The organism is Pseudomonas viridiflava (assembly GCF_003702045.1).
GTDB lineage: Bacteria > Pseudomonadota > Gammaproteobacteria > Pseudomonadales > Pseudomonadaceae > Aquipseudomonas > Aquipseudomonas viridiflava_C.
On record NZ_RBTP01000040.1, the window covers coordinates 54,561 to 72,739 of the forward strand.

The following is an 18,179-nucleotide window of genomic DNA, read 5'->3' on the forward strand; positions in this document are numbered from 1 at the left end:
ACGAAACGCCGCCCGGTCCACTCCCACAGTTCAGTCGTCTCGCGGCGTAGAGGCATCTCAAGACAGGTTCGAGCCTCAACGCTCCAGTTTCAGCCTTTCGTGCCAGTCGGCAATCGATTCCTCGGGGTAGTTCTCAAACTGCCTGTCGCCCGGATGGGGATCGATCTCCACCCATGACGCTTTGGAGTCGAGCAGCATGTGTGTGCGCTCCGGCGGCATCGGCAGGGGCGTGTCGATGGCTGAGGCGAACGGGTGGATCAACTGCGGCCATTGCGGACTGAACAGCCACAGGCCGCTGCCGCAGAACTTACAGAAATGCCGCTCGGCGCTGCTGGTTTCCACGTGATGATCCTTGCGGATTCGTGCGTGGTAGATCGAGATATTTTCCTTCCCTTTGACCTTCATGCTCGCCGCATCGCCGCTCAGGTTGATGGCATAGCCGCCCGCGCCTTGAGTCTTGCGGCAGATTGAGCAATAGCAGCGTTGATACGGGTAGGGATGCGGGCTGTTCAAGCTGAACTCCACCGCACCGCAATGGCAGGAACCTTCCAGATGCATGGCAAACCTCCTCGGTTGTGCAAGCCGGTTTCGAGTACTTAGGGGTAGACAAGCCTGACCTCGGGTTGAGCGCGTTCATTCGTCGGGCTGTTCGCGTCGCCGTAAATGACTGCCGGTGCGGTTAAAGAACGGTCGGTTAATGTCGATACGCTGTGCGGTTGTCTGACGACTGTCGATCCCATTACTGCCTTCCAACAACAAAAGAGCCCTGCCCATGAATTTACGCACCCTCACTATCGCCCGCCGTGCGGGCCTGGGTTTTACCCTGATCTCCCTTCTGGTGGCGTTGCTGGGCTGGTTCGCGCTGGTGCAGATGTCGGCCATTCGCGAGAGTGAAGTGGCCGTTGAAACCAACTGGGTGCCGAGCATGCGAGTGGTCAATGACGTGCGGGAAATCATGCTGCGCATTCGTACGATTTCCCTGCGCATGGCTCTGGACACGGACCCTGCGAGCATTTCCACCTACCGCGGGCAAATGGATGTGCGCCTTGGCGACCTGACCAAGAAGCTGGGCATTCTCAACGGCTTTGTTGACACCCCCGAAGAGAAGGTCCTCGCCGATCAGTTTCTGGTCACGATGGGGCAGTACCGCACTGCGCTGGATCGATCCTTCGTACTCGCCTCTCAAGGTGACAGCACCGGTCTTAACAAGCTCTTGCTGGCTGACATGAAGCAAATCGTCGACGGATCGGGCAAGCAGCTCAATGACCTGGCCGATTTCTATGTCACCAAGGTCGATGCCGAAGGCAAGGCGGCCGAGGCTCAATACAAGGCCTCGCGCAGCATCGTGCTGATATTCGTGGTACTCGCGGCTCTGGGCACAATCGGCCTGGCACTCTGGCTGACCCGCAGCATCGTCGGCCCGCTGCAACGCGCCGTCAGCGCCGCCGAGCATGTGGCTCAGGGCGATCTGACCCATCGCATCGAAGTGGATGGCGATGATGAGGTCACCCGACTGTTGCGTGCGCTGGAGCAGATGCAGGGCAACCTGCGCGATGCCATGCGCCACATCGGCAGCTCTGCCGGTCAGTTGGCGTCGGCGGCTACCGAACTCAATTCCGTCACCGAAGACAGCTACCGCGGGCTGAACCAGCAGAACGCCGAAATCGATCAGGCCGCCACGGCCATCAACGAGATGACCTCGGCGGTTGAAGAGGTGGCCCGCAACGCCGTGTCCACGTCAGACGCGTCCAGCCATTCCAGTGCTTCCGCGCAGGCGGGGCAGACTCGCGTGATCGAGACGGTGCAGTCGATCCAGACCCTGACCGAGAATGTTCAGGCGACGTCGGTGCTGGTGCAGAGCCTGGCGGATCAGTCTCAGGACATCGGCAAGGTGCTGGACGTGATTCGCTCGATTGCCGAGCAGACCAACCTGCTGGCGCTGAACGCCGCCATTGAAGCGGCGCGCGCCGGAGAGTCGGGGCGCGGCTTTGCGGTGGTGGCCGACGAGGTCAGGGCGCTGGCGCATCGCACCCAACAGTCGACACTGGAAATCGACTCGATGGTCAATGCCATGCGCAGCGGTTCGGCCGAGGCGCTGGCGTCGATGACCACCAGCCGTGACCGTGCCAGTTCCACGCTTTCGCTGGCCAAGGGGGCAGGGGATTCGCTCAGCGAAATCACCTCGTCCATCAACCAGATATCGGAGCGCAACCTGGTGATCGCCAGCGCCGCCGAAGAGCAGGCCCAGGTTTCGCGTGAGGTGGACCGCAACATCGTCAACATCCGCGATCTCTCGATGCAATCGACCCAGGGTGCCAATCAGATCAGCGCTTCCAGCCACGAACTGTCGCGTCTGGCCGCCGATCTGAATCAGGTCGTGGCGCGCTTCAAGGTCTGAAACACCGACATCGACAGGGCTTGAGCGCGCTTGCCACTGACCGGCCGGGCGCGCATTATTGCACCCGGTCGCGAAGACCACCGTGCAGGTATGTCTTATCGATGGAGGCAGCTCAGCGTCATGAACAATAACAATCAAACCTTCAGCAGTTGGCTGCGCTCGCCAGCCCATCATCAATGGCTGGCGCACGAGGGCCGGCGGCTGCTGACCTTCGCCAAGGCGGCAAAACTGGAAAACGGTTTTGGCAGTCTCGATGACTACGGTCGCCTGATGGTGGGGGCGAAAGCCGAAACCATGAACACGGCGCGTATGACCCATTGCTTTGCGATGGCGCATGCACAAGGCATCCCCGGTTGCGCTTCGCTGGTGGATCACGGCGTCACGGCGCTCAGCGGAGTGTTGCGCGATGCCGAGCACGGCGGCTGGTTCAGCGCGGCGCTGCAAGACGGCGGCACCGCAGCCAAACAGGCTTACCTGCATGCGTTCGTTGCCCTGGCCGCCAGTTCTGCGGTCGTCGCCGGAAGGCCCGGCGCTCAGGCGCTGCTGTCCGATGCGATTCAGGTCATCAACAGCCATTTCTGGAGCGACGAGGAAGGCGCGATGCGTGAATCCTTTGCCCGCGACTGGAGCGGTGAAGAATCCTATCGCGGTGCCAACAGCAACATGCACAGCACCGAGGCGTTCCTTGCGCTGGCAGATGTCACCGGCGACGCCCAATGGCTCGACCGGGCGTTGAGCATCGTCGAACGCGTCATTCACCAGCACGCCGCTGCCAATGATTTTCAGGTCATCGAGCACTTCACCCGTGACTGGCAGCCGCTGCCCGACTACAACCGCGAAAATCCGGCAGACGGTTTTCGCCCCTTCGGCACGACGCCCGGCCATGCCTTCGAATGGGCGCGCCTGTTGCTGCACCTCGAATCGGCCCTGCGTCACGCGGGTCGCGCAGCCCCGGCCTGGTTGGCCGATGACGCCCGTCAACTGTTTGCCAACGCCTGCCGCTACGGCTGGAATGTCGACGGTGCGCCCGGCATCGTTTATACCCTGGACTGGCAGAACAAACCGGTGGTTCGCCATCGTCTGCACTGGACCCATTGCGAAGCGGCGGCCGCGGCTGCGGCGCTGTTGCAGCGCACCGGCGAGCAGCAGTACGAAGAATGGTATCGGGTGTTCTGGGAATTCAACGAAACGCTGTTCATCGATTACGAGCACGGCAGCTGGCGTCATGAATTGAACGAGCAGAATGTGCCCAGCGAAGACATCTGGCCCGGCAAGCCTGACCTGTACCATGCGTATCAGGCCACGCTGTTGCCGGTATTGCCGCTGTCTCCGAGCCTGGCCAGTGGCTTGGCGGGGATGGACTGAGACAGTGCCTGACGCCTCAGTGTGACGGCACGCGTTTATCGGTCAGGCGGATGATCTGGCGGGCCAGAAAGCTACCGGTCAGGATCACGCCGAACAGGCGCAAGGTCTGCATGGCCAGCACGAAGCCGACGTCGGCGTGGGTATCGATGGCGATGATTGCCATCGTATCCAGGCCGCCGGGGCTGGTGGCCAGGTAAACCGAGAGGTAATCCTTGTCCATCATCAGCGCGATCAGCCAGGCCGACAGGGCGCAGAGCACGATCAGCACCAGCGAGGCCAGAATCATCATCGGCAGCCGCCGCCAGACATACATCACGGTCGGGCGGTCAAAACGCAGGCCCACGTAGCAGCCGATGGCGCCGTAGCCCAATGGCAGCAGCCAGTGCGGGATGGTGATTTGCAACACACCGCTCAATTGCAGTGCGCCGCCCACGATCAAGGGCATCAGCAAAGCCCCTGCGGGCAATTTCGACCCCAGCAGCACGCCTACCACGATCACCGCCAGGCTCAAGCCGAAGTCCATCAGATTGAGCCCTTGCATCACCACGTTGTTGCTGGGCGCCTGAGCGCCACTGCCTGATGCGCCTATGAAGTGGCTGACCAGCGCACCGATCACTACCACGCAGACCACCCGCACGTATTGCATTGTGGCCACGACCCGCGAGTCGGCGCCGTAGTCTTCGGACATGGCAACCATCGCCGAAGCGGCCCCCGGTGAAGTACCCCAGGCCGCCGTGCTGCTCGGTATGCCTGCGAAGCGCACCAGCAACAGGCCAACCCCGGCGCTCAGCACAACGGTCAGCACCGTGGCCAGCAACATCACGGGCCAGGACTCAAGGGCGGTCATCAGCACGCTGACCGACATCGCATGGGCGATCAACACACCCACAGTGCCCTGGCCGAACTGAAAGAGTCGTTTGTTCATGCGGATGGTAGCGCCCGACACACCAAAAGCGATGGCGACCAGCATCGGTCCCAAAAACATCGCTGCGGGCATATTGATCAGTTTCAGCAGTTGACCGGCGCTGCCGGCAAGCAGGATCAGGGCCAGCCATTGGGCAGGCGGAGAAAGGGTGGGCAAAGACATACTGAAGGTACGTTGCAAGAAGGTTCTCCCTGTTGTTGCGAGTGCTGCGAGTCAATCAACGGGCGTTGAGCCCTGATCGAGTGAGACAAGTATCGACATCACAACCCATCAAGTCTATTTTCTAATAATGATGAATTGATAACTTTGGTTGATGAATATGGACCTGCGTGATCTAACGTACTTTGAAACCATCGCCGAACTGGGCCATCTGGGTCGTGCCGCTGAAAAGCTCAATCGCAGCCAGCCCGCGCTGACCAAAAGCATTCAGCGCCTGGAAGAGTCATTCGGCACCAAGCTGTTTCAGCGCGACGGGCGGAGGATCAAGCTGACACCGGTGGGCGAACTGCTTCAGGCGCGCGGCAAAGAATTGCAGCAGAGCATCGCCCAGACCCAGCGCGAGGTACGGGATTTCGCCAGTGGCATGGTCGGTAACATTCGCGTCGGTTGCGCCGCGACGATGGCTGAACACTTGATGCCCAAACTGACCTCGGCCTTGTTGCAGCGCACGCCGGACGTGACCTTCAAGCTGGTGATCGGTCAGGACGACCTGCTGCGCGAATCGCTGCGCTCGGGGCAGTTGGACATGATCATTTGCGCGCTGGCTCCCGATAGCGAGGGCGTGACGAGCTTCGCCGTACTGGAAGATGAAGCGGTGGTGATCGCCAGCAAGCAGCACCCGATCTTTAAGAACAAGCCCCTGCACATGGGTGACCTGTGCGCTTACCGCTGGGTGCTGCCGCCGGTCAGCGTGTCATCACGTAAATGGCTGGACGCGACCTTCGCTGCGCATGGTTTGCCTTTGCCAACGGTGCAGATCGAAGCCAACTCCATCTCGCTGCTGCCCAACCTGATCGCCCAGAGCAACCTGCTCAGTTTCGTTGCACGCGAGTCGCTGGAGTTCGGCAAGACCATGCAGCATTTGCGCGAGGTGCCGTTGGCGCAGACCACCATGAAACGCACCATCGGCGTCACACTGCGCAGCGGCGGCTACCTGTCGCCAGCCGCGCAGGGCATGCTGCAAATGCTGCGCGACAACGGCGGGGATTTTCTGGTGTGGGCCTGAAAATGTTGAACTCAGGCGCTGGACTTTGAACGCCGCTGGGTTAGCCTTTTGTGGTGCGGACACGTGGAACGTGTCTGATTGTTTGTCACTCACAGGAGTCACTCGCCATGCACACACCGTCTTGCTTAGGCACCTGCCTGAAGCACGCCTTACCTGTCCACCGGTTTGGCGGCGACCAGTCGCCTCTGAATGACGCCGACGCCGATGAAGACCGCGACCCCGAGGCCTACCTTGACCTGGACATCCTCGGCCTGGACGACTTTGTCGACGCAGACAAACTTGACCCCGTCGTGACCGGTGATATCGGGTCTTCCACGCTGGGCTAAGGGGGCCTGCGCGTGACCGGATTCGTCACCGCTTGCTCAAATACAACGCCAGCGCTTCGGCCCCAAGCTCCACCGTAGAGCTGGTCCCGGCCCAACTGCACGCGAGCATCAGGTTGCGGGGCAGGGCGAAGTCTTCGACCAGGAATCCACTGCCGTCGACTCCATCGTTATCGTGCGGTATCAGCTCGCGCAGCGAATCCACGGGTTCGAAATACGCCCAGACCGGCTTGTCGAGCGCCACCGCCATGCCCACTTCGAACGCTGTTCCCGAATCCGGCTCCAGCCCTCGAAAGACATTAAGGTTGGCCAGCACCGCTGTGCAGCGCTGGATCATCGCCACGTTCATCGTGTAGATCTGCCGTGCCATCTCGTGGGGCGGCAGTGCGGTGGGCACGTCGTTGTCGAACGGATACAGCCCTTCAAGACCGTGCGCAGTACAAAGCGCCTTGAGGTAGCGGCCATACTCGACCGCATCCGGTCTGAACACATCGAAGCCTGCGAGATAAATCAATGGCGTCTGCATCGTCGTCTCTCTACCTGTGAACATCGGCCTCGATTCTACGGCGGGTCGGGCTGACGTTGAAGTGTGCCATTGATCGGGCCGTACGCTCAAAACCGGTTTTTGCCGTGGCATCTGTACGGATAGCCAGTATCCTTGGCAGGTCTGCCTACTTGCTGTGTGATCGTTGGCCTTGAATACCTCACCCCTCGACAATCCGTTTTACTACCTGGAGAACTTCCGCCAGGTGCTGGGCTGGATTGCGCAACGCTACCCGGATCTGCTCGATGAATCGGAACAGCGTTTCATCGACGCTTTCGAGACACTGCCCGTCGCCTCTCAAGGGCTGTTGGTGCGCATGGTGATGCGCAAGGGGACCTTGTTTCGGGCCAGCAAGTTGAACTACGACGAGATCGGCGATGCCCGCCATGCCGTAGGTGCGCTGCTTGAGCTGGGGTGGGTCGACGCCCGGCCGGCGCTGGGTCTGGGCGAGTTGTTTCAATTGCTGCGCAAGGACGAGCTGGGTGAGTGTTTTCGCGCTCATGGCATCAAGAGTACCGAACGCAAGGAAGTCTGGCTGGAGCGCCTGTTGCCGCTCCATGCCTCGACGCAACCTCTGGATCAGTGGCATCCCTCGTTGCCGGATGCTGTGTTCGGCCTGACCGTGATGCCGTTGTGCGACCGTCTGCGGCTGCTGTATTTCGGCAATCTGTATCAGGAATGGTCGGAGTTCGTGCTGGCCGATCTGGGGATCTACCGCTACGAGAAAGTCGAGTTCTTGCCGGACTCGCGCGCCATCAATGCCCGTGAAGACATCGACGTCTGCCTGCAACTGCATGCCTGCCGCGAGGCGCTTGAGACGAGTCTTGCCCTGCACGACCTGGCCGAGCAGGCCATTGCCATCGAGTGCCGCAATCCGTGGTTGAAGATGCGTCGCGCCAAGTTGTTGTATCGCATTGGCCAGCAGGCCGAACGTTTGCAGGACTGGCCGCTGGCGCTGTCGGTGTATCGGCAATCGAGCTATCCGGGCGCCCGTTCGCGGCAGATCCGGGTGCTGGAACGCAATGCCGACTACGCCGAGGCGATGGATCTGCTCCAGCAGGCCAGGCTGGCTCCAGAAAGCGATGCCGAGGTGCAGCACTTGTCGCGGGTGCTGCCGCGTTTGCAGCGCAAGCTGGGGTTGGTGGCGCAACGGCGGCGGGCGGCACGTGTCGTGTCCAGACTGGACGTGCAGATCACGCCACTGCCAGGGCAAAGCGTTGAATGGCTGATTCGAGAGTATCTGGAACGGGAGCAGGGCGGCGAAGTGCATTATGTCGAAAATGCGCTGATCAATTCGCTGTTCGGCCTGTTGTGCTGGCCTGCCATTTTCGCGCCATTGCCGGGAGCGTTCTTTCATCCGTTCCACAATGCGCCCAGTGATCTGTACAGCCCTGATTTTTACGAGCGTCGGGTCGGACTGTTCGAGGCGTGCCTGAGCGAGCTGGATTCGGAGGCCTACCGCACCACCATCCGCGAGCGCTATATCAGCAAGTATGGGCTTCAATCACCATTCGTGTTCTGGGGCGCGTTAAATCCCGAGCTGCTGGAGCGGGCACTCGACTGCCTGCCCGCCGACCATTTGCGGCGCTGGTTCAAGCGACTGTTACAGGACATCAAAGCGAACAGAACGGGCATGCCGGACCTTATTCAGTTTTTTCCTGAACAGCGCAGCTACCGGATGATCGAGGTAAAAGGGCCGGGTGACCGTTTGCAGGATAACCAGCTGCGGTGGCTGGATTTTTGCGCCGAGCATGGAATGCCCGTGCAGGTGTGCTACGTAACGTGGTCGGTCGGCCATTCAAACAAGGCGGTCCTGGCTACAGTCGGGTTCGGGCCGCCGCATTCACTGCAGGATCATGGCGCTCTGTCGTCGTCATCCTGATCGTCGTTGTCGTCCATGTCCTGGCTGGAATCATTGTCCTGGCCATTCATTCCCTTGGTCGGTTCCGGGTCCATGCCTTTAGTGCCTGGGCTGGTGCCTTTGCTGCCGGGGGAGGTGCCGTCGACATTTTTTTCCATGCCGGTGCCAGGCACTTTTGGCCCATCGGTATCCGGATTGGTTGGTCCGGTCGAACCTGCCAGCGCGGTCACACTGGCACTGGCCACGATCAACGCCAGACCCCATGCACTGAATGTCTTCTTCATCATTTCAAGAATCTCCCCTAAGCGGGATTACTGAATGGATTGTCTTACTCATAGAGCGGTTAACGGCGTATCAGGTGCGGCGGATCCGACCAGCGGGCAGGGCGATCGCCCTGCCTGCAGAACTCAGACCAATTAGTTGGTCTTGGTCTTTTCGGTCATGTTGCCGCTTTTGTGCGCATCGCCATGACCGTTCTTGTCGTGGGTCGTCGAGTGGTCCATTGGCTGTTGATTAGTGCCGCCCTGGATGCCTGGCTTACCTTGAGTGCTCTGGGTGCCTTGGGTATTGGAGGAATTGCGGTCGGTCGGCGCGGTGTCAGTGCCCGGCAACTTGGTCGCGCTTTTGTTGACAGGATTGGCAGGGGTGGTCGTCGACTCGGCAAAAGCGGCACCCGATGCAACAGCCATCAGGCCAGCAAGGGTCAGGGCAGTCAGTTTGGTCTTGATCATAATGCTTACTCCGGTTTTTTTTAATGGACCCACGTTGGGCATTGGCCACTGGCCATAGGTGCCGAGGATGCCGACGAACGGTAGCACATTGCCAAATTTCTATTAATACCACCCCTATAAATACGCTGCTCGGTATCCCCCCACTGAAGGTGTAGCAAAGCGGGTTGAACAAGCAAGGGAGGGCGATTTTTCAGTCGATAGGGTTATAAGCCAATACTCCAACGCGGCGCTGACCTTCTAATAGGGAACAAATTCTTACATTTTTATAACGATGATGGCGTTGGGCTAGGTGCTAGGTATGGCATTTCGCTAGCCTGCCTGAAAGTTGCCTATCTCCCCGTAAACACTGGGTAAAACCAGATTTCTGAAAATTCTCGTGTAGGAAATTGACTATAAAAATCGGCTTTGGCTGACACGGCTCGACTGATTGTCATTAAACAGAAATATTTTAGGTTTTAAATCCGCCTCGGGCCTCCTTAAGTGGACCACCACACAATCTCCTGGACTGAGGTATTACCGTGATTCTGCTGACTAAAAAACGCTTGTCGCTTCTGATCGCTTCGCTGTGCCTCAGCGGTGTAGCCCACGCGACTGATGTTACCGGCGCTGGTTCGAGTTTCGTCTTTCCGGTCATTTCCAAATGGTCCCAGGACTACAGCAAAACTGCCGACAACCGCATTAACTATCAGTCCATCGGTTCGGGCGGCGGCATTGCTCAGATCAAGGCGGCAACCGTTGACTTCGGCGCTTCCGACGCCCCGATGTCCGCTGAAGACCTGCAGGCTGCCGGCCTGGGTCAGTTCCCCAGCGTCATTGGCGGTATCGTGCCGATCATCAACGTTGAAGGCATCGAAAGCGGCAAGTTGAAACTGGACGGCGAAACCCTGGCCAAGATTTTCATGGGCACCGTTAAAACCTGGAATGACCCAGCCATCGTCGCACTCAACCCAGGCGTTACGCTGCCAACCACCGCCATCACCGTCGTTCACCGTTCGGACGGCTCGGGCACTACGTACAACTTCACCAACTACCTGAGCAAAGCCAGCGCCGAGTGGAACGAGAAGCTGAAGTTCGGTTCGACCGTGCAGTGGCCAGCGGGCGTGGGCGGCAAGGGTAACGAAGGTGTTTCGGCCTACGTGAAGCAGATCAAAGGTTCGATCGGCTACGTTGAATACTCCTACGCTGTTACCAACAAGCTGTCCTACACCCAGCTGAAAAACGCAGCCGGCAAGTTCATCGCGCCGACTGCCAAGTCGTTCGCCGCTGCTGCCGATACCGCTGACTGGGCGAACGCCAAGGACTTCGGTCTGATCATGACCAACGCTCCGGGTGAAGAAGCATGGCCGATCACTGCCACGACCTGGATCATCATGTACAAGAAGGCCAAGAACGCAGAGAAGAGCGCAGCCGCTTTCGATTTCTTCAAGTGGTCCCTTGAAAACGGCCAGAAGCAGGCCGCTGAACTGGATTACGTTGCCTTGCCGAAATCGCTGGTCGATCGCGTAGAAAACTACTGGAAAGCTGAATTCACCAAGTAAGTGATTCAAGCCTGTACGACCCCTGTCATCGACCGCGATATCGGTCCGGTGCCAGGGGCTTTTCCTTGCGAGTGGACTCAACATGACTGAAAACACCCAATACCTGTCCGCTGCCGTTAACGCTGTCGAGACCGAAGGCGAGAAACGCGCCAAACGGGATCACCGCCATGACCTGTGGTTCAAGCGTTCATTGCAGGCCGCCGCGATGCTGGTGCTTGCTTTGCTGGGTTGTATTGCCCTGTCGACCCTCTGGGGTGGCAGTCTGGCTTTCCAGACGTTCGGGTTTAGCTTTCTGACCAGTACCGAGTGGGACGTGAACGCCGGCAAGTTTGGCGCGCTGGTTCCGATCTACGGCACCCTGGTAACCTCTTTTCTGGCTTTGCTGATCGCCGTTCCGGTGAGTTTCGGCATTGCGATTTTCCTGACCGAAGTAGCGCCGCCTTGGCTTCGGATGCCCATCGCCTCCGCCATCGAGCTGTTGGCGGGCATTCCGTCGATCATTTACGGCATGTGGGGGCTGTTCGTGTTCGGGCCGTTCATGGCTGAACACATGTCGCCGTGGATCACCGAGAACCTCGGCGCGCTGCCGCTGATCGGTCCTATGTTCCAGGGACCGCCTCTGGGTATTGGCATGCTGACCGCCGGCATCGTGCTGGCGATCATGATCACCCCGTTCATTACCTCGGTCATGCAGGAAGTTTTCCGCACCGTGCCTGTGGCCCTCAAGGAGTCGGCCTACGCACTGGGCGGGACAACCTGGGAAGTGGTCTGGGACATCGTGCTGCCTTACACCCGCTCGGCGGTGGTGGGCGGCGTGTTCCTCGGGCTCGGTCGTGCGTTGGGCGAGACAATGGCCGTCACCTTCGTCTTGGGTAACGCGCACCAGTTCTCGGCGTCGCTGATGATGCCAAGCAGCTCCATCGCTTCGGTCATCGCCAACGAGTTCAACGAGGCCTACACCGACCTGCACCGTTCCGCGCTGATTGCCCTTGGCTTCCTGCTGTTCGTCGTTACGTTCATCGTGCTGGCCCTTGCACGTCTGATGTTGTCGCGTCTGTCGCGTAAGGAGGGGTTATGAGTAAGGACCTGGCAGGCAGCGAACGCATCTACCGTGTTCGCAATATCAAGAACAAGATCGCGATGGTGCTCAGTTGTGGTGCCACGGCGTTCGGTCTGTTGTGGCTGGTCTGGATTCTGCTGACCACCATCATCAAGGGCATCGATGCCCTGAACCTGCAGCTGTTCACCGGCATGACGCCACCGCCAGGCACTGAAGGCGGTCTGGCCAACGCCTTCTACGGCAGTGTGCTGATGTCCGGCATCGGTTTGTTGATCGGTACGCCGATCGGCCTGATGGCGGGTATCTGGCTGGCCGAATTTGCGCGCTATACCAAGCTGGGCAACGCGGTGCGCTTCATTAACGACATTCTGCTGTCGGCACCGTCCATCGTCCTCGGCCTGTTCGTGTACACCGTGGTCGTGTTGCCGCTCAACGCAGTGACCGGTCACCAGGTGGGCTTTTCCGCCTTGGCGGGTGCGCTGGCACTGGCACTGCTGGTTATTCCAGTGGTGGTGCGGACCACCGATGAAATGATGCAATTGCAACCCTCCACCATGCGTGAAGCAGCGCTGGCGCTGGGTGTCCCTCAATGGAAGCTGACCCTGCAGATCGTGCTGCGTGCCGCCAAGGCGGGTGTTGTGACCGGCGTATTGCTGGCACTGGCACGCATCACCGGCGAAACCGCGCCGCTGCTGTTCACCGCGTTCGGCAACCAGTTCTGGAGCAGTGACCTGCTCAAGCCAATCGCCAGTGTTCCGGTGGTGGTGTTCCAGTACGCGATGAGCCCGTTCGACGATTGGCACTCCCTGGCATGGGCCGGTGCGCTGGTCATGACGCTGTTCGTACTGATACTGAGTCTGCTTTCTCGCTTAATTCTTCTGCGCAATAGGGCGTCCTGATGAACAACCTTTCCCTGGCCAACGAAAAGACCAAGATTCAAGTGCGCGGTCTGGAGTTTTTCTACAACAACCAGAAGTCGCTGAAGTCCATCGACATGACCATTCCCGAGAAGCGCATCACTGCGATCATCGGCCCGTCGGGTTGCGGTAAATCGACCCTGCTGCGTGTGTTCAACCGTATCTATGCGATGTACCCGAAGCAGGAAGCGCGCGGCGAAGTGCTGCTCAATGGCGAAAACATCCTGGCTCCGGGCTACTCGATGAACCGTCTGCGCAGCCATGTCGGCATGGTGTTCCAGAAGCCGGTGCCGTTCCCGATGTCGATCTACGACAACATCGCCTACGCCATCAAGCACCACGAAAAACTGTCGCGTCGTGAAATGGAAGATCGCGTCGAGCAGGCGCTGCGTGGCGCAGCGCTCTGGGATGAAGTGAAAGACAAGCTCAAGCAGAGCGCGACCGGCTTGTCCGGTGGTCAACAGCAGCGCCTGTGCATCGCCCGAACCATCGCGCTGCGCCCTCAGGTGTTGTTGCTGGATGAGCCCACTTCCGCTCTCGACCCGATCTCCACCGGCCGTATCGAACAACTGATTACCGAACTCAAAGAACAGTTCACCGTGATCATCGTGACTCACAACATGCAGCAGGCGGCGCGCTGTTCGGATTACACCGCGTTTATGTTCATGGGTGAGCTGATCGAACACGGCGACACCGACACCATCTTCACCAAGCCCTCCAAGACCCAGACCGAAGACTACATCACCGGTCGTTTCGGCTGATCAGCCGACCAGGGCGGGCGCTTCCCGGCGCTCGCCCATGAACGCCTCGATCCTGCTGCGCAACCAGCGTTCGGCAGGGTCGTTGTCCATCACGCTCAACCACGTCATCGACAAATCGAGCCCCGGTGTAGGGAAGGGCAGCGGTTCGTCATACACCAATCCCAGCGCACTCATGGCACTTGCCGCGTAATCGGACAGCCCCGAAATCAGATCGGTACCTGCCATCAGCGCAGGCAGTGTTGTGAACTGTGGCACCGACAACACCACCTGGCGCTTGCGTCCCAGTGCGGTCAGCCACTCATCGGCGAAACTGCTCACGCTGGCGACGTGCGACACCACCACATGCGGCCGTGAGCAGTATTCATCCATCGACATCGGCTCTGAGGGCTTGTCGGCCCTCACCAGACGTGGCTGCACGTTACGCAGTGTTTTTCGTTTGGCGTTGGCGGGCAACTCACGGGTCAGGCATACACCGACCGTGATGTCGCCGGACATCAGCACCTCGGAAATATTCAGGTAGTCGACGTGCTTGACCACGATTACCACGCCCGGCGCTTCCTGGCGGATCGCCTTGAGCATGGCGGGGAACAGGCCGAATTCGACATCGTCGGACAGGCCGATGCGAAAGGTCATCTTGCTCATCGAGGGATCGAAATCCGTGGTCAGGCTCAGCGCTGTAGACATGGCGTCCAGCGCGGGCGTCAGGTGCTTGAGGATTTCATGGGCACGGGCGGTCGGCTCCATGCGGTGACCGACGCGGATGAACAGCGGATCGTTGAGCAGGTTTCGCAGACGGTTGAGGGCTGCGCTGATGGTCGGCTGGCCGAGGAACAGTTTTTCCGCCGCACGCGTCACATTGCGCTCTTGCATCAGGGTTTCGAAGACCACCATCAAGTTGATGTCGGCCTTGCGCAGTTCATTGCGGTTCATTTGGATTCCTTGGCATCAGACCTGTCACCCGGATAGCGCCTACAAAAGGTCGGCTCAGTCTAGGTAAGCACCGCATGAGGCGTCCAGCGTTTTGCCGCATGATCAGAAACGTCTTCTTACGTTTCCATAGGCAGGAAAAGGGCGAATCTGTCGTGGGTTATGAGGTCTACTTGCGGGTCCGGAACTCGCGTGTAAACGAGATCCGATCATCTGACATACACTCCTGGGAGGTGCCCCCTTATGCGGGCTGCAAAGATTGCCGGTCTCTTGATGTCGATGGCGCTGCCATGCGCAGCGCTGGCTGAAACGCCCAGCTATGGTCAGCAACTGGAAGGCTTCACGTATCCCCATCCGCTTAAAACGTTCGATTTCCAGTCCCAAGGCCAGGCGCTGGAAATGGGTTACATGGACGTCGCGCCGACTGGCAAGGCCAACGGCCGCACCGCGGTGCTGATGCATGGCAAGAATTTTTGCGCCGCGACCTGGGAAGACACCATAAAGGGTCTCAGCGCTGCGGGTTACAGAGTCATCGCGCCGGACCAGATCGGTTTCTGTACCTCCACCAAGCCTGGCTATTACCAGTACAGCTTTCAGCAGTTGTCGATGAACACCCACGCACTGTTGGAAAAACTCGGCATCTATAAAGCCTCGGTTGTCGGCCATTCGACCGGCGGCATGCTGGCCACGCGTTACGCGCTGATGTACCCCAAGCAGACCGAGAAGCTAGTGATGGTCAACCCGATCGGGCTGGAAGACTGGAAAGCCCTCGGCGTGCCTTACCGCAGCGTGGATCAGTGGTACGAACGTGAGCTGAAAACCACCGCCGAAGGCATTCGTGCGTATGAGCAGAAGACTTATTACGACGGGCGCTGGAAGCCTGAGTACGACAAATGGGTCGACATGCTGGCGGGCCTGAACAAGGGGCCGGGCCAGAAAGCCGTTGCCTGGAATTCGGCACTGATCTACGACATGATTTTCACCCAGCCGGTGTTCTATGAGTTTCCGAAATTGCAGGTGCCGACGGTGCTGATGATCGGTGATGCCGACACCACCGCCATCGGCAGCGACATCGCGCCGCCGGAAGTGAAGGCCAAAATCGGCAAGTACAAGGTGTTGGGCAAGCAGGTGACCGAAATGATTCCGGGTGCCCGGCTCGTGGAATTCAAAGGCATGGGGCACGCGCCGCAGATGGAAGAGCCGGCAGCGTTCAACAAGGCGCTGGTCGAGGCGCTTCAGTAATCAGGTACTGATCGTGCCGATGCTCTGCGTCGGCCCGCATCCCGTGACGCTCGGCGTCACATTCGAGAGCGGACGCGGAGCGTTATGGGAGGCATTACCACGCGCAGCGTAGTAATGCTCATTACAGCCAGCCAGTCATTTAGCTCAACAACTGTGCAAACGCCTTGTCCGCCTCCAGCACCGCTGGCAATCCGGCGAACAGGGTGTTCAGGTCGATGCCTTCCATGATCGGGCCGTCGGACGCTTTTTGCGCCTCAGGTGTCGCACCGCCGTGGGCTTCCAGTGCATCGGAAATCACGATGGCCTGGGCGACGATACGCGGCAACGCGGCGTCTCCCGGCGCCTGCATGGGCTTGGCCTGATACGCGATGGCCTCCTGAATCACCTTGGGCAGTTGCCAACGCCGCGCCAGTTCGGTGCCCACTTCCGGATAACCAAAACCCAACTGCACGGTTTCATTGGCCGCACGTCCGGCTGTTCCGGCCTTGGTCGCACTGTTCAGGCGTTCGGCAACCTCTGGTGCGCCGGTCTGAATCAACAGCTCGCCAATGTTGTGCATCACGCCACAGGTGAAAGCGATCTCCGCATCCACGCCACTCTGTTTCGCAAGCATCCGGCAGATTCCGGCCACCTGGAAACTCTTCAGCCAAAATGCCTTGAGGTCAAAACTCGGCCCGGCCTTGAACGCGCCGGTCACAGCCGACGCCATGACCAGCGTGCGCAGGGTGTTGAAACCCAGCCGCATGGCGGCGTCCTCAATGCTCGACGACTCTCTGGAACCGCGAAAGCGTGCCGAGTTGGCAAGGCGCAATACCTTGGCGGCAATCACCGGGTCTTTCTCGATGTTGCGCGCAATACCTTCCAGGTTGGAGGAGGGGTTATCAAACTGCAACATCAGGTCCTGAGCCACCTTGGGAATGCTCGGAAGACTGTGTAATTGGTCAAACAGCTTTTCAATACTCATCATGGCGGGACCATCCTCTGGACGACGGGATGATTTGACCATAGCCAGTTTTTCCAGCTCTGCACGTTTTGCGGCCGTTTGTGGGAGGTGTTTCTCATCGGGCTGAAAAATAAAAATAAAAGACTCTTCAAGCTTGGCCGATATACCACCAAGGGGCTGTTTGACTGTTCCGATTCGTGTTCCAGAAGCCCCTTCGAAAAAGCGGCACCGTTTCTGAAGTTTGACTGGCGTTTTTTGAATCGTCCTTATCGTTTATGCCGTGGAAGTACTCGCTATGATGAAAAGCCTGGGTTTCAGCAAAAAAATCCTGTTGGCCGCTGCCTTGATTGTGATTGTCGCGTTCAGTGTGTTCATTGTCGTCAACGACTATCGACAACGGCAGTCGCTGAAATCCAGTGTGCAGTCGGAGCTGCAACAACTGGGTACGCTGACCACGCAGAACATTCAAACGTGGCTGGAAAGCCGCATTCAGTTGCTGCAGTCGATGGCCCAGCAAATCGCGATTGACGGCAAAGCGCTGCCTCAGTTGCAACGTGCCGTAGGGCTTTCGGTGTATAGCGATAACTTCCAGCTGGGTTATTTCGGCACTACCGAAGGGGTCATGCTCTCCAACCCGTCTGCCACTCGCCCGGCCGACTACGACCCACGCGCTCGTGGCTGGTACAAGGCAGCGCAGAACGCGACAGGCACCATCGTCACCGAACCCTACATCGCCGCTTCGTCGGGCAAACTGGTAATGACCATCGCGACTCCGGTCAAGGTCCAGAACCAGTTCGCCGGCGTGGCCGGTGCCGATATCGCGCTGGACAGCGTCAGCAAGATCATCAACTCGTTGAACTTCAACGGCCACGGTTATGCGTTTCTGGTCAGCGCCGAAGGCAAGATCCTGGTGCATCCGGACAGCAAGCTGGTGCTGAAAAACATCAGCGAGGTGTATCCGACCAATACCCCGAAAATTGCTACCGGCGTGACGGAAATCGATTCCGGCAGCGAGCCTGAAATCATCTCGTTCACACCGGTGCAGGGCGTCTCGACAGCCAACTGGTACGTGGCCCTGGTGCTGGAGCAGGATGCTGCCTATTCGATGCTCAGCGAGTTCCGCGCCTCGGCCATTACGGCGATGGTGGTTGTGGTGGTGGTGATCATCCTACTGCTGGGCTTGCTGATTCGCGTGCTGATGCAGCCGCTGCACCAAATGGGTCGTGCGATGCGTGACATCGCCGACGGTGAGGGTGATCTGACCAAACGTCTGGCGATCACCTCGCAGGACGAGTTTGGCGCGCTGGCTCAATCGTTCAACCACTTCGTAGAGCGTATTCACGCCTCGATTCGTGAAGTCGCCTCCACGGCCGCACAGTTGGGATCGGTCGCGAGCCAGGTGGTGAAGGTGTCTAACGC

General features: G+C 59.2%; 17 protein-coding genes and 2 pseudogenes. 12 read left to right on the top strand and 7 right to left on the bottom strand.

Annotated features, from left to right (window positions below; genetic code table 11):
* Positions 1-75: 75 nt before the first annotated feature.
* Positions 76-558, bottom strand: a complete 483-nt coding sequence (locus ALP40_RS13095; protein WP_122208684.1) for a GFA family protein — start codon at positions 556-558, stop codon at positions 76-78.
* 214 nt (positions 559-772) lie between these two features.
* Between ALP40_RS13095 and ALP40_RS26180 the strand changes: the two are divergent.
* The 3 genes and pseudogenes from ALP40_RS26180 to ALP40_RS13105 all read left to right on the top strand — a co-directional run.
* Positions 773-1,543, top strand: a pseudogene (locus tag ALP40_RS26180) (HAMP domain-containing protein); the annotation flags it as partial.
* Between the two features lie 15 nt (positions 1,544-1,558).
* Positions 1,559-2,398, top strand: a complete 840-nt coding sequence (locus ALP40_RS26185; protein WP_409077525.1) for a methyl-accepting chemotaxis protein — start codon at positions 1,559-1,561, stop codon at positions 2,396-2,398.
* Between the two features lie 120 nt (positions 2,399-2,518).
* Entirely contained in the window at positions 2,519-3,763 is a 1,245-nt protein-coding gene (locus ALP40_RS13105; RefSeq protein WP_122208686.1) for an AGE family epimerase/isomerase, read from the top strand.
* Positions 3,764-3,779: 16 nt separating this feature from the next.
* On the opposite strand, the gene ALP40_RS13110 is transcribed toward ALP40_RS13105, so the two are convergent.
* Positions 3,780-4,850, bottom strand: a complete 1,071-nt coding sequence (locus ALP40_RS13110) for an AbrB family transcriptional regulator (protein ID WP_122208687.1) — start codon at positions 4,848-4,850, stop codon at positions 3,780-3,782.
* A gap of 157 nt (positions 4,851-5,007) precedes the next feature.
* Between ALP40_RS13110 and ALP40_RS13115 the strand changes: the two genes are divergently transcribed.
* Positions 5,008-5,913, top strand: coding sequence for a LysR family transcriptional regulator (locus ALP40_RS13115; RefSeq protein ID WP_122208688.1), 906 nt, complete (start codon positions 5,008-5,010; stop codon positions 5,911-5,913).
* A 107-nt stretch (positions 5,914-6,020) separates the two neighbouring features.
* Entirely contained in the window at positions 6,021-6,239 is a 219-nt protein-coding gene (locus ALP40_RS13120; protein ID WP_122208689.1) for a hypothetical protein, read from the top strand.
* Positions 6,240-6,264: 25 nt separating this feature from the next.
* Here the strand turns inward: ALP40_RS13120 and ALP40_RS13125 are convergent, their stop codons facing one another.
* Positions 6,265-6,762, bottom strand: a complete 498-nt coding sequence (locus ALP40_RS13125) for a nucleoside 2-deoxyribosyltransferase (RefSeq protein ID WP_122208690.1) — start codon at positions 6,760-6,762, stop codon at positions 6,265-6,267.
* Between the two features lie 169 nt (positions 6,763-6,931).
* Between ALP40_RS13125 and ALP40_RS13130 the strand changes: the two genes are divergently transcribed.
* Complete coding sequence (locus ALP40_RS13130) at positions 6,932-8,662, top strand: VRR-NUC domain-containing protein (RefSeq protein WP_122208737.1); 1,731 nt, start codon at positions 6,932-6,934, stop codon at positions 8,660-8,662.
* On the opposite strand, the gene ALP40_RS13135 is transcribed toward ALP40_RS13130, so the two are convergent.
* The gene (locus ALP40_RS13135; protein ID WP_122208691.1) at positions 8,635-8,928 is read right to left on the bottom strand and encodes a hypothetical protein; all 294 of its coding nucleotides are present in this window, start codon (positions 8,926-8,928) and stop codon (positions 8,635-8,637) included. The genes ALP40_RS13130 and ALP40_RS13135 overlap by 28 nt on opposite strands.
* Positions 8,929-9,057: 129 nt before the next feature.
* Positions 9,058-9,372 (bottom strand): hypothetical protein, encoded by a 315-nt coding sequence (locus ALP40_RS13140; protein ID WP_122208692.1) that lies wholly within the window; start codon positions 9,370-9,372, stop codon positions 9,058-9,060.
* Between the two features lie 518 nt (positions 9,373-9,890).
* Between ALP40_RS13140 and pstS the strand changes: the two genes are divergently transcribed.
* From pstS to pstB, 4 genes are all read left to right on the top strand, one after another.
* Positions 9,891-10,910: a phosphate ABC transporter substrate-binding protein PstS gene (gene pstS, locus ALP40_RS13145; RefSeq protein ID WP_122208693.1), complete on the top strand. Its 1,020-nt coding sequence runs from the start codon at positions 9,891-9,893 to the stop codon at positions 10,908-10,910.
* Between the two features lie 82 nt (positions 10,911-10,992).
* A complete protein-coding gene (gene pstC / locus ALP40_RS13150; protein WP_122208694.1) occupies positions 10,993-11,988 on the top strand; it encodes a phosphate ABC transporter permease subunit PstC in 996 nt (331 codons plus the stop codon).
* The gene (pstA, locus tag ALP40_RS13155) at positions 11,985-12,869 is read left to right on the top strand and encodes a phosphate ABC transporter permease PstA (protein WP_122208695.1); all 885 of its coding nucleotides are present in this window, start codon (positions 11,985-11,987) and stop codon (positions 12,867-12,869) included. The genes pstC and pstA overlap by 4 nt, the downstream gene beginning before the upstream one ends.
* The gene (gene pstB, locus ALP40_RS13160; protein WP_004883964.1) at positions 12,869-13,648 is read left to right on the top strand and encodes a phosphate ABC transporter ATP-binding protein PstB; all 780 of its coding nucleotides are present in this window, start codon (positions 12,869-12,871) and stop codon (positions 13,646-13,648) included. Before pstA ends, pstB begins: the two co-directional genes overlap by 1 nt.
* On the opposite strand, the gene ALP40_RS13165 is transcribed toward pstB, so the two are convergent.
* Entirely contained in the window at positions 13,649-14,578 is a 930-nt protein-coding gene (locus tag ALP40_RS13165) for a LysR family transcriptional regulator (protein WP_122208696.1), read from the bottom strand.
* A 240-nt stretch (positions 14,579-14,818) separates the two neighbouring features.
* On the opposite strand from ALP40_RS13165, the gene ALP40_RS13170 reads away from it, so the two are divergent.
* Positions 14,819-15,817, top strand: coding sequence for an alpha/beta fold hydrolase (locus ALP40_RS13170; protein WP_122208697.1), 999 nt, complete (start codon positions 14,819-14,821; stop codon positions 15,815-15,817).
* A 139-nt stretch (positions 15,818-15,956) separates the two neighbouring features.
* On the opposite strand, the gene ALP40_RS13175 is transcribed toward ALP40_RS13170, so the two are convergent.
* Positions 15,957-16,784 (bottom strand): HDOD domain-containing protein, encoded by an 828-nt coding sequence (locus tag ALP40_RS13175; protein ID WP_122208698.1) that lies wholly within the window; start codon positions 16,782-16,784, stop codon positions 15,957-15,959.
* Between the two features lie 274 nt (positions 16,785-17,058).
* Here ALP40_RS13175 and ALP40_RS26190 point away from each other — a divergent pair.
* Positions 17,059-18,093, top strand: a pseudogene (locus ALP40_RS26190) (cache domain-containing protein); the annotation flags it as partial.
* Positions 18,094-18,179: the final 86 nt, after the last annotated feature.

Bases quoted from the DNA above. Each gene is read 5' to 3' on its own strand.
- ALP40_RS13095 (WP_122208684.1), bottom strand. From the start codon at position 558: ATGCATCTGGAAGGTTCCTGCCATTGCGGTGCGGTGGAGTTCAGCTTG.
- ALP40_RS26185 (WP_409077525.1), top strand. From the start codon at position 1,559: ATGCGCCACATCGGCAGCTCTGCCGGTCAGTTGGCGTCGGCGGCTACC.
- ALP40_RS13105 (WP_122208686.1), top strand. From the start codon at position 2,519: ATGAACAATAACAATCAAACCTTCAGCAGTTGGCTGCGCTCGCCAGCC.
- ALP40_RS13110 (WP_122208687.1), bottom strand. From the start codon at position 4,850: ATGTCTTTGCCCACCCTTTCTCCGCCTGCCCAATGGCTGGCCCTGATC.
- ALP40_RS13115 (WP_122208688.1), top strand. From the start codon at position 5,008: ATGGACCTGCGTGATCTAACGTACTTTGAAACCATCGCCGAACTGGGC.
- ALP40_RS13120 (WP_122208689.1), top strand. From the start codon at position 6,021: ATGCACACACCGTCTTGCTTAGGCACCTGCCTGAAGCACGCCTTACCT.
- ALP40_RS13125 (WP_122208690.1), bottom strand. From the start codon at position 6,762: ATGCAGACGCCATTGATTTATCTCGCAGGCTTCGATGTGTTCAGACCG.
- ALP40_RS13135 (WP_122208691.1), bottom strand. From the start codon at position 8,928: ATGATGAAGAAGACATTCAGTGCATGGGGTCTGGCGTTGATCGTGGCC.
- ALP40_RS13140 (WP_122208692.1), bottom strand. From the start codon at position 9,372: ATGATCAAGACCAAACTGACTGCCCTGACCCTTGCTGGCCTGATGGCT.
- pstC (WP_122208694.1), top strand. From the start codon at position 10,993: ATGACTGAAAACACCCAATACCTGTCCGCTGCCGTTAACGCTGTCGAG.
- pstA (WP_122208695.1), top strand. From the start codon at position 11,985: ATGAGTAAGGACCTGGCAGGCAGCGAACGCATCTACCGTGTTCGCAAT.
- pstB (WP_004883964.1), top strand. From the start codon at position 12,869: ATGAACAACCTTTCCCTGGCCAACGAAAAGACCAAGATTCAAGTGCGC.
- ALP40_RS13165 (WP_122208696.1), bottom strand. From the start codon at position 14,578: ATGAACCGCAATGAACTGCGCAAGGCCGACATCAACTTGATGGTGGTC.
- ALP40_RS13170 (WP_122208697.1), top strand. From the start codon at position 14,819: ATGCGGGCTGCAAAGATTGCCGGTCTCTTGATGTCGATGGCGCTGCCA.
- ALP40_RS13175 (WP_122208698.1), bottom strand. From the start codon at position 16,784: ATGATGAGTATTGAAAAGCTGTTTGACCAATTACACAGTCTTCCGAGC.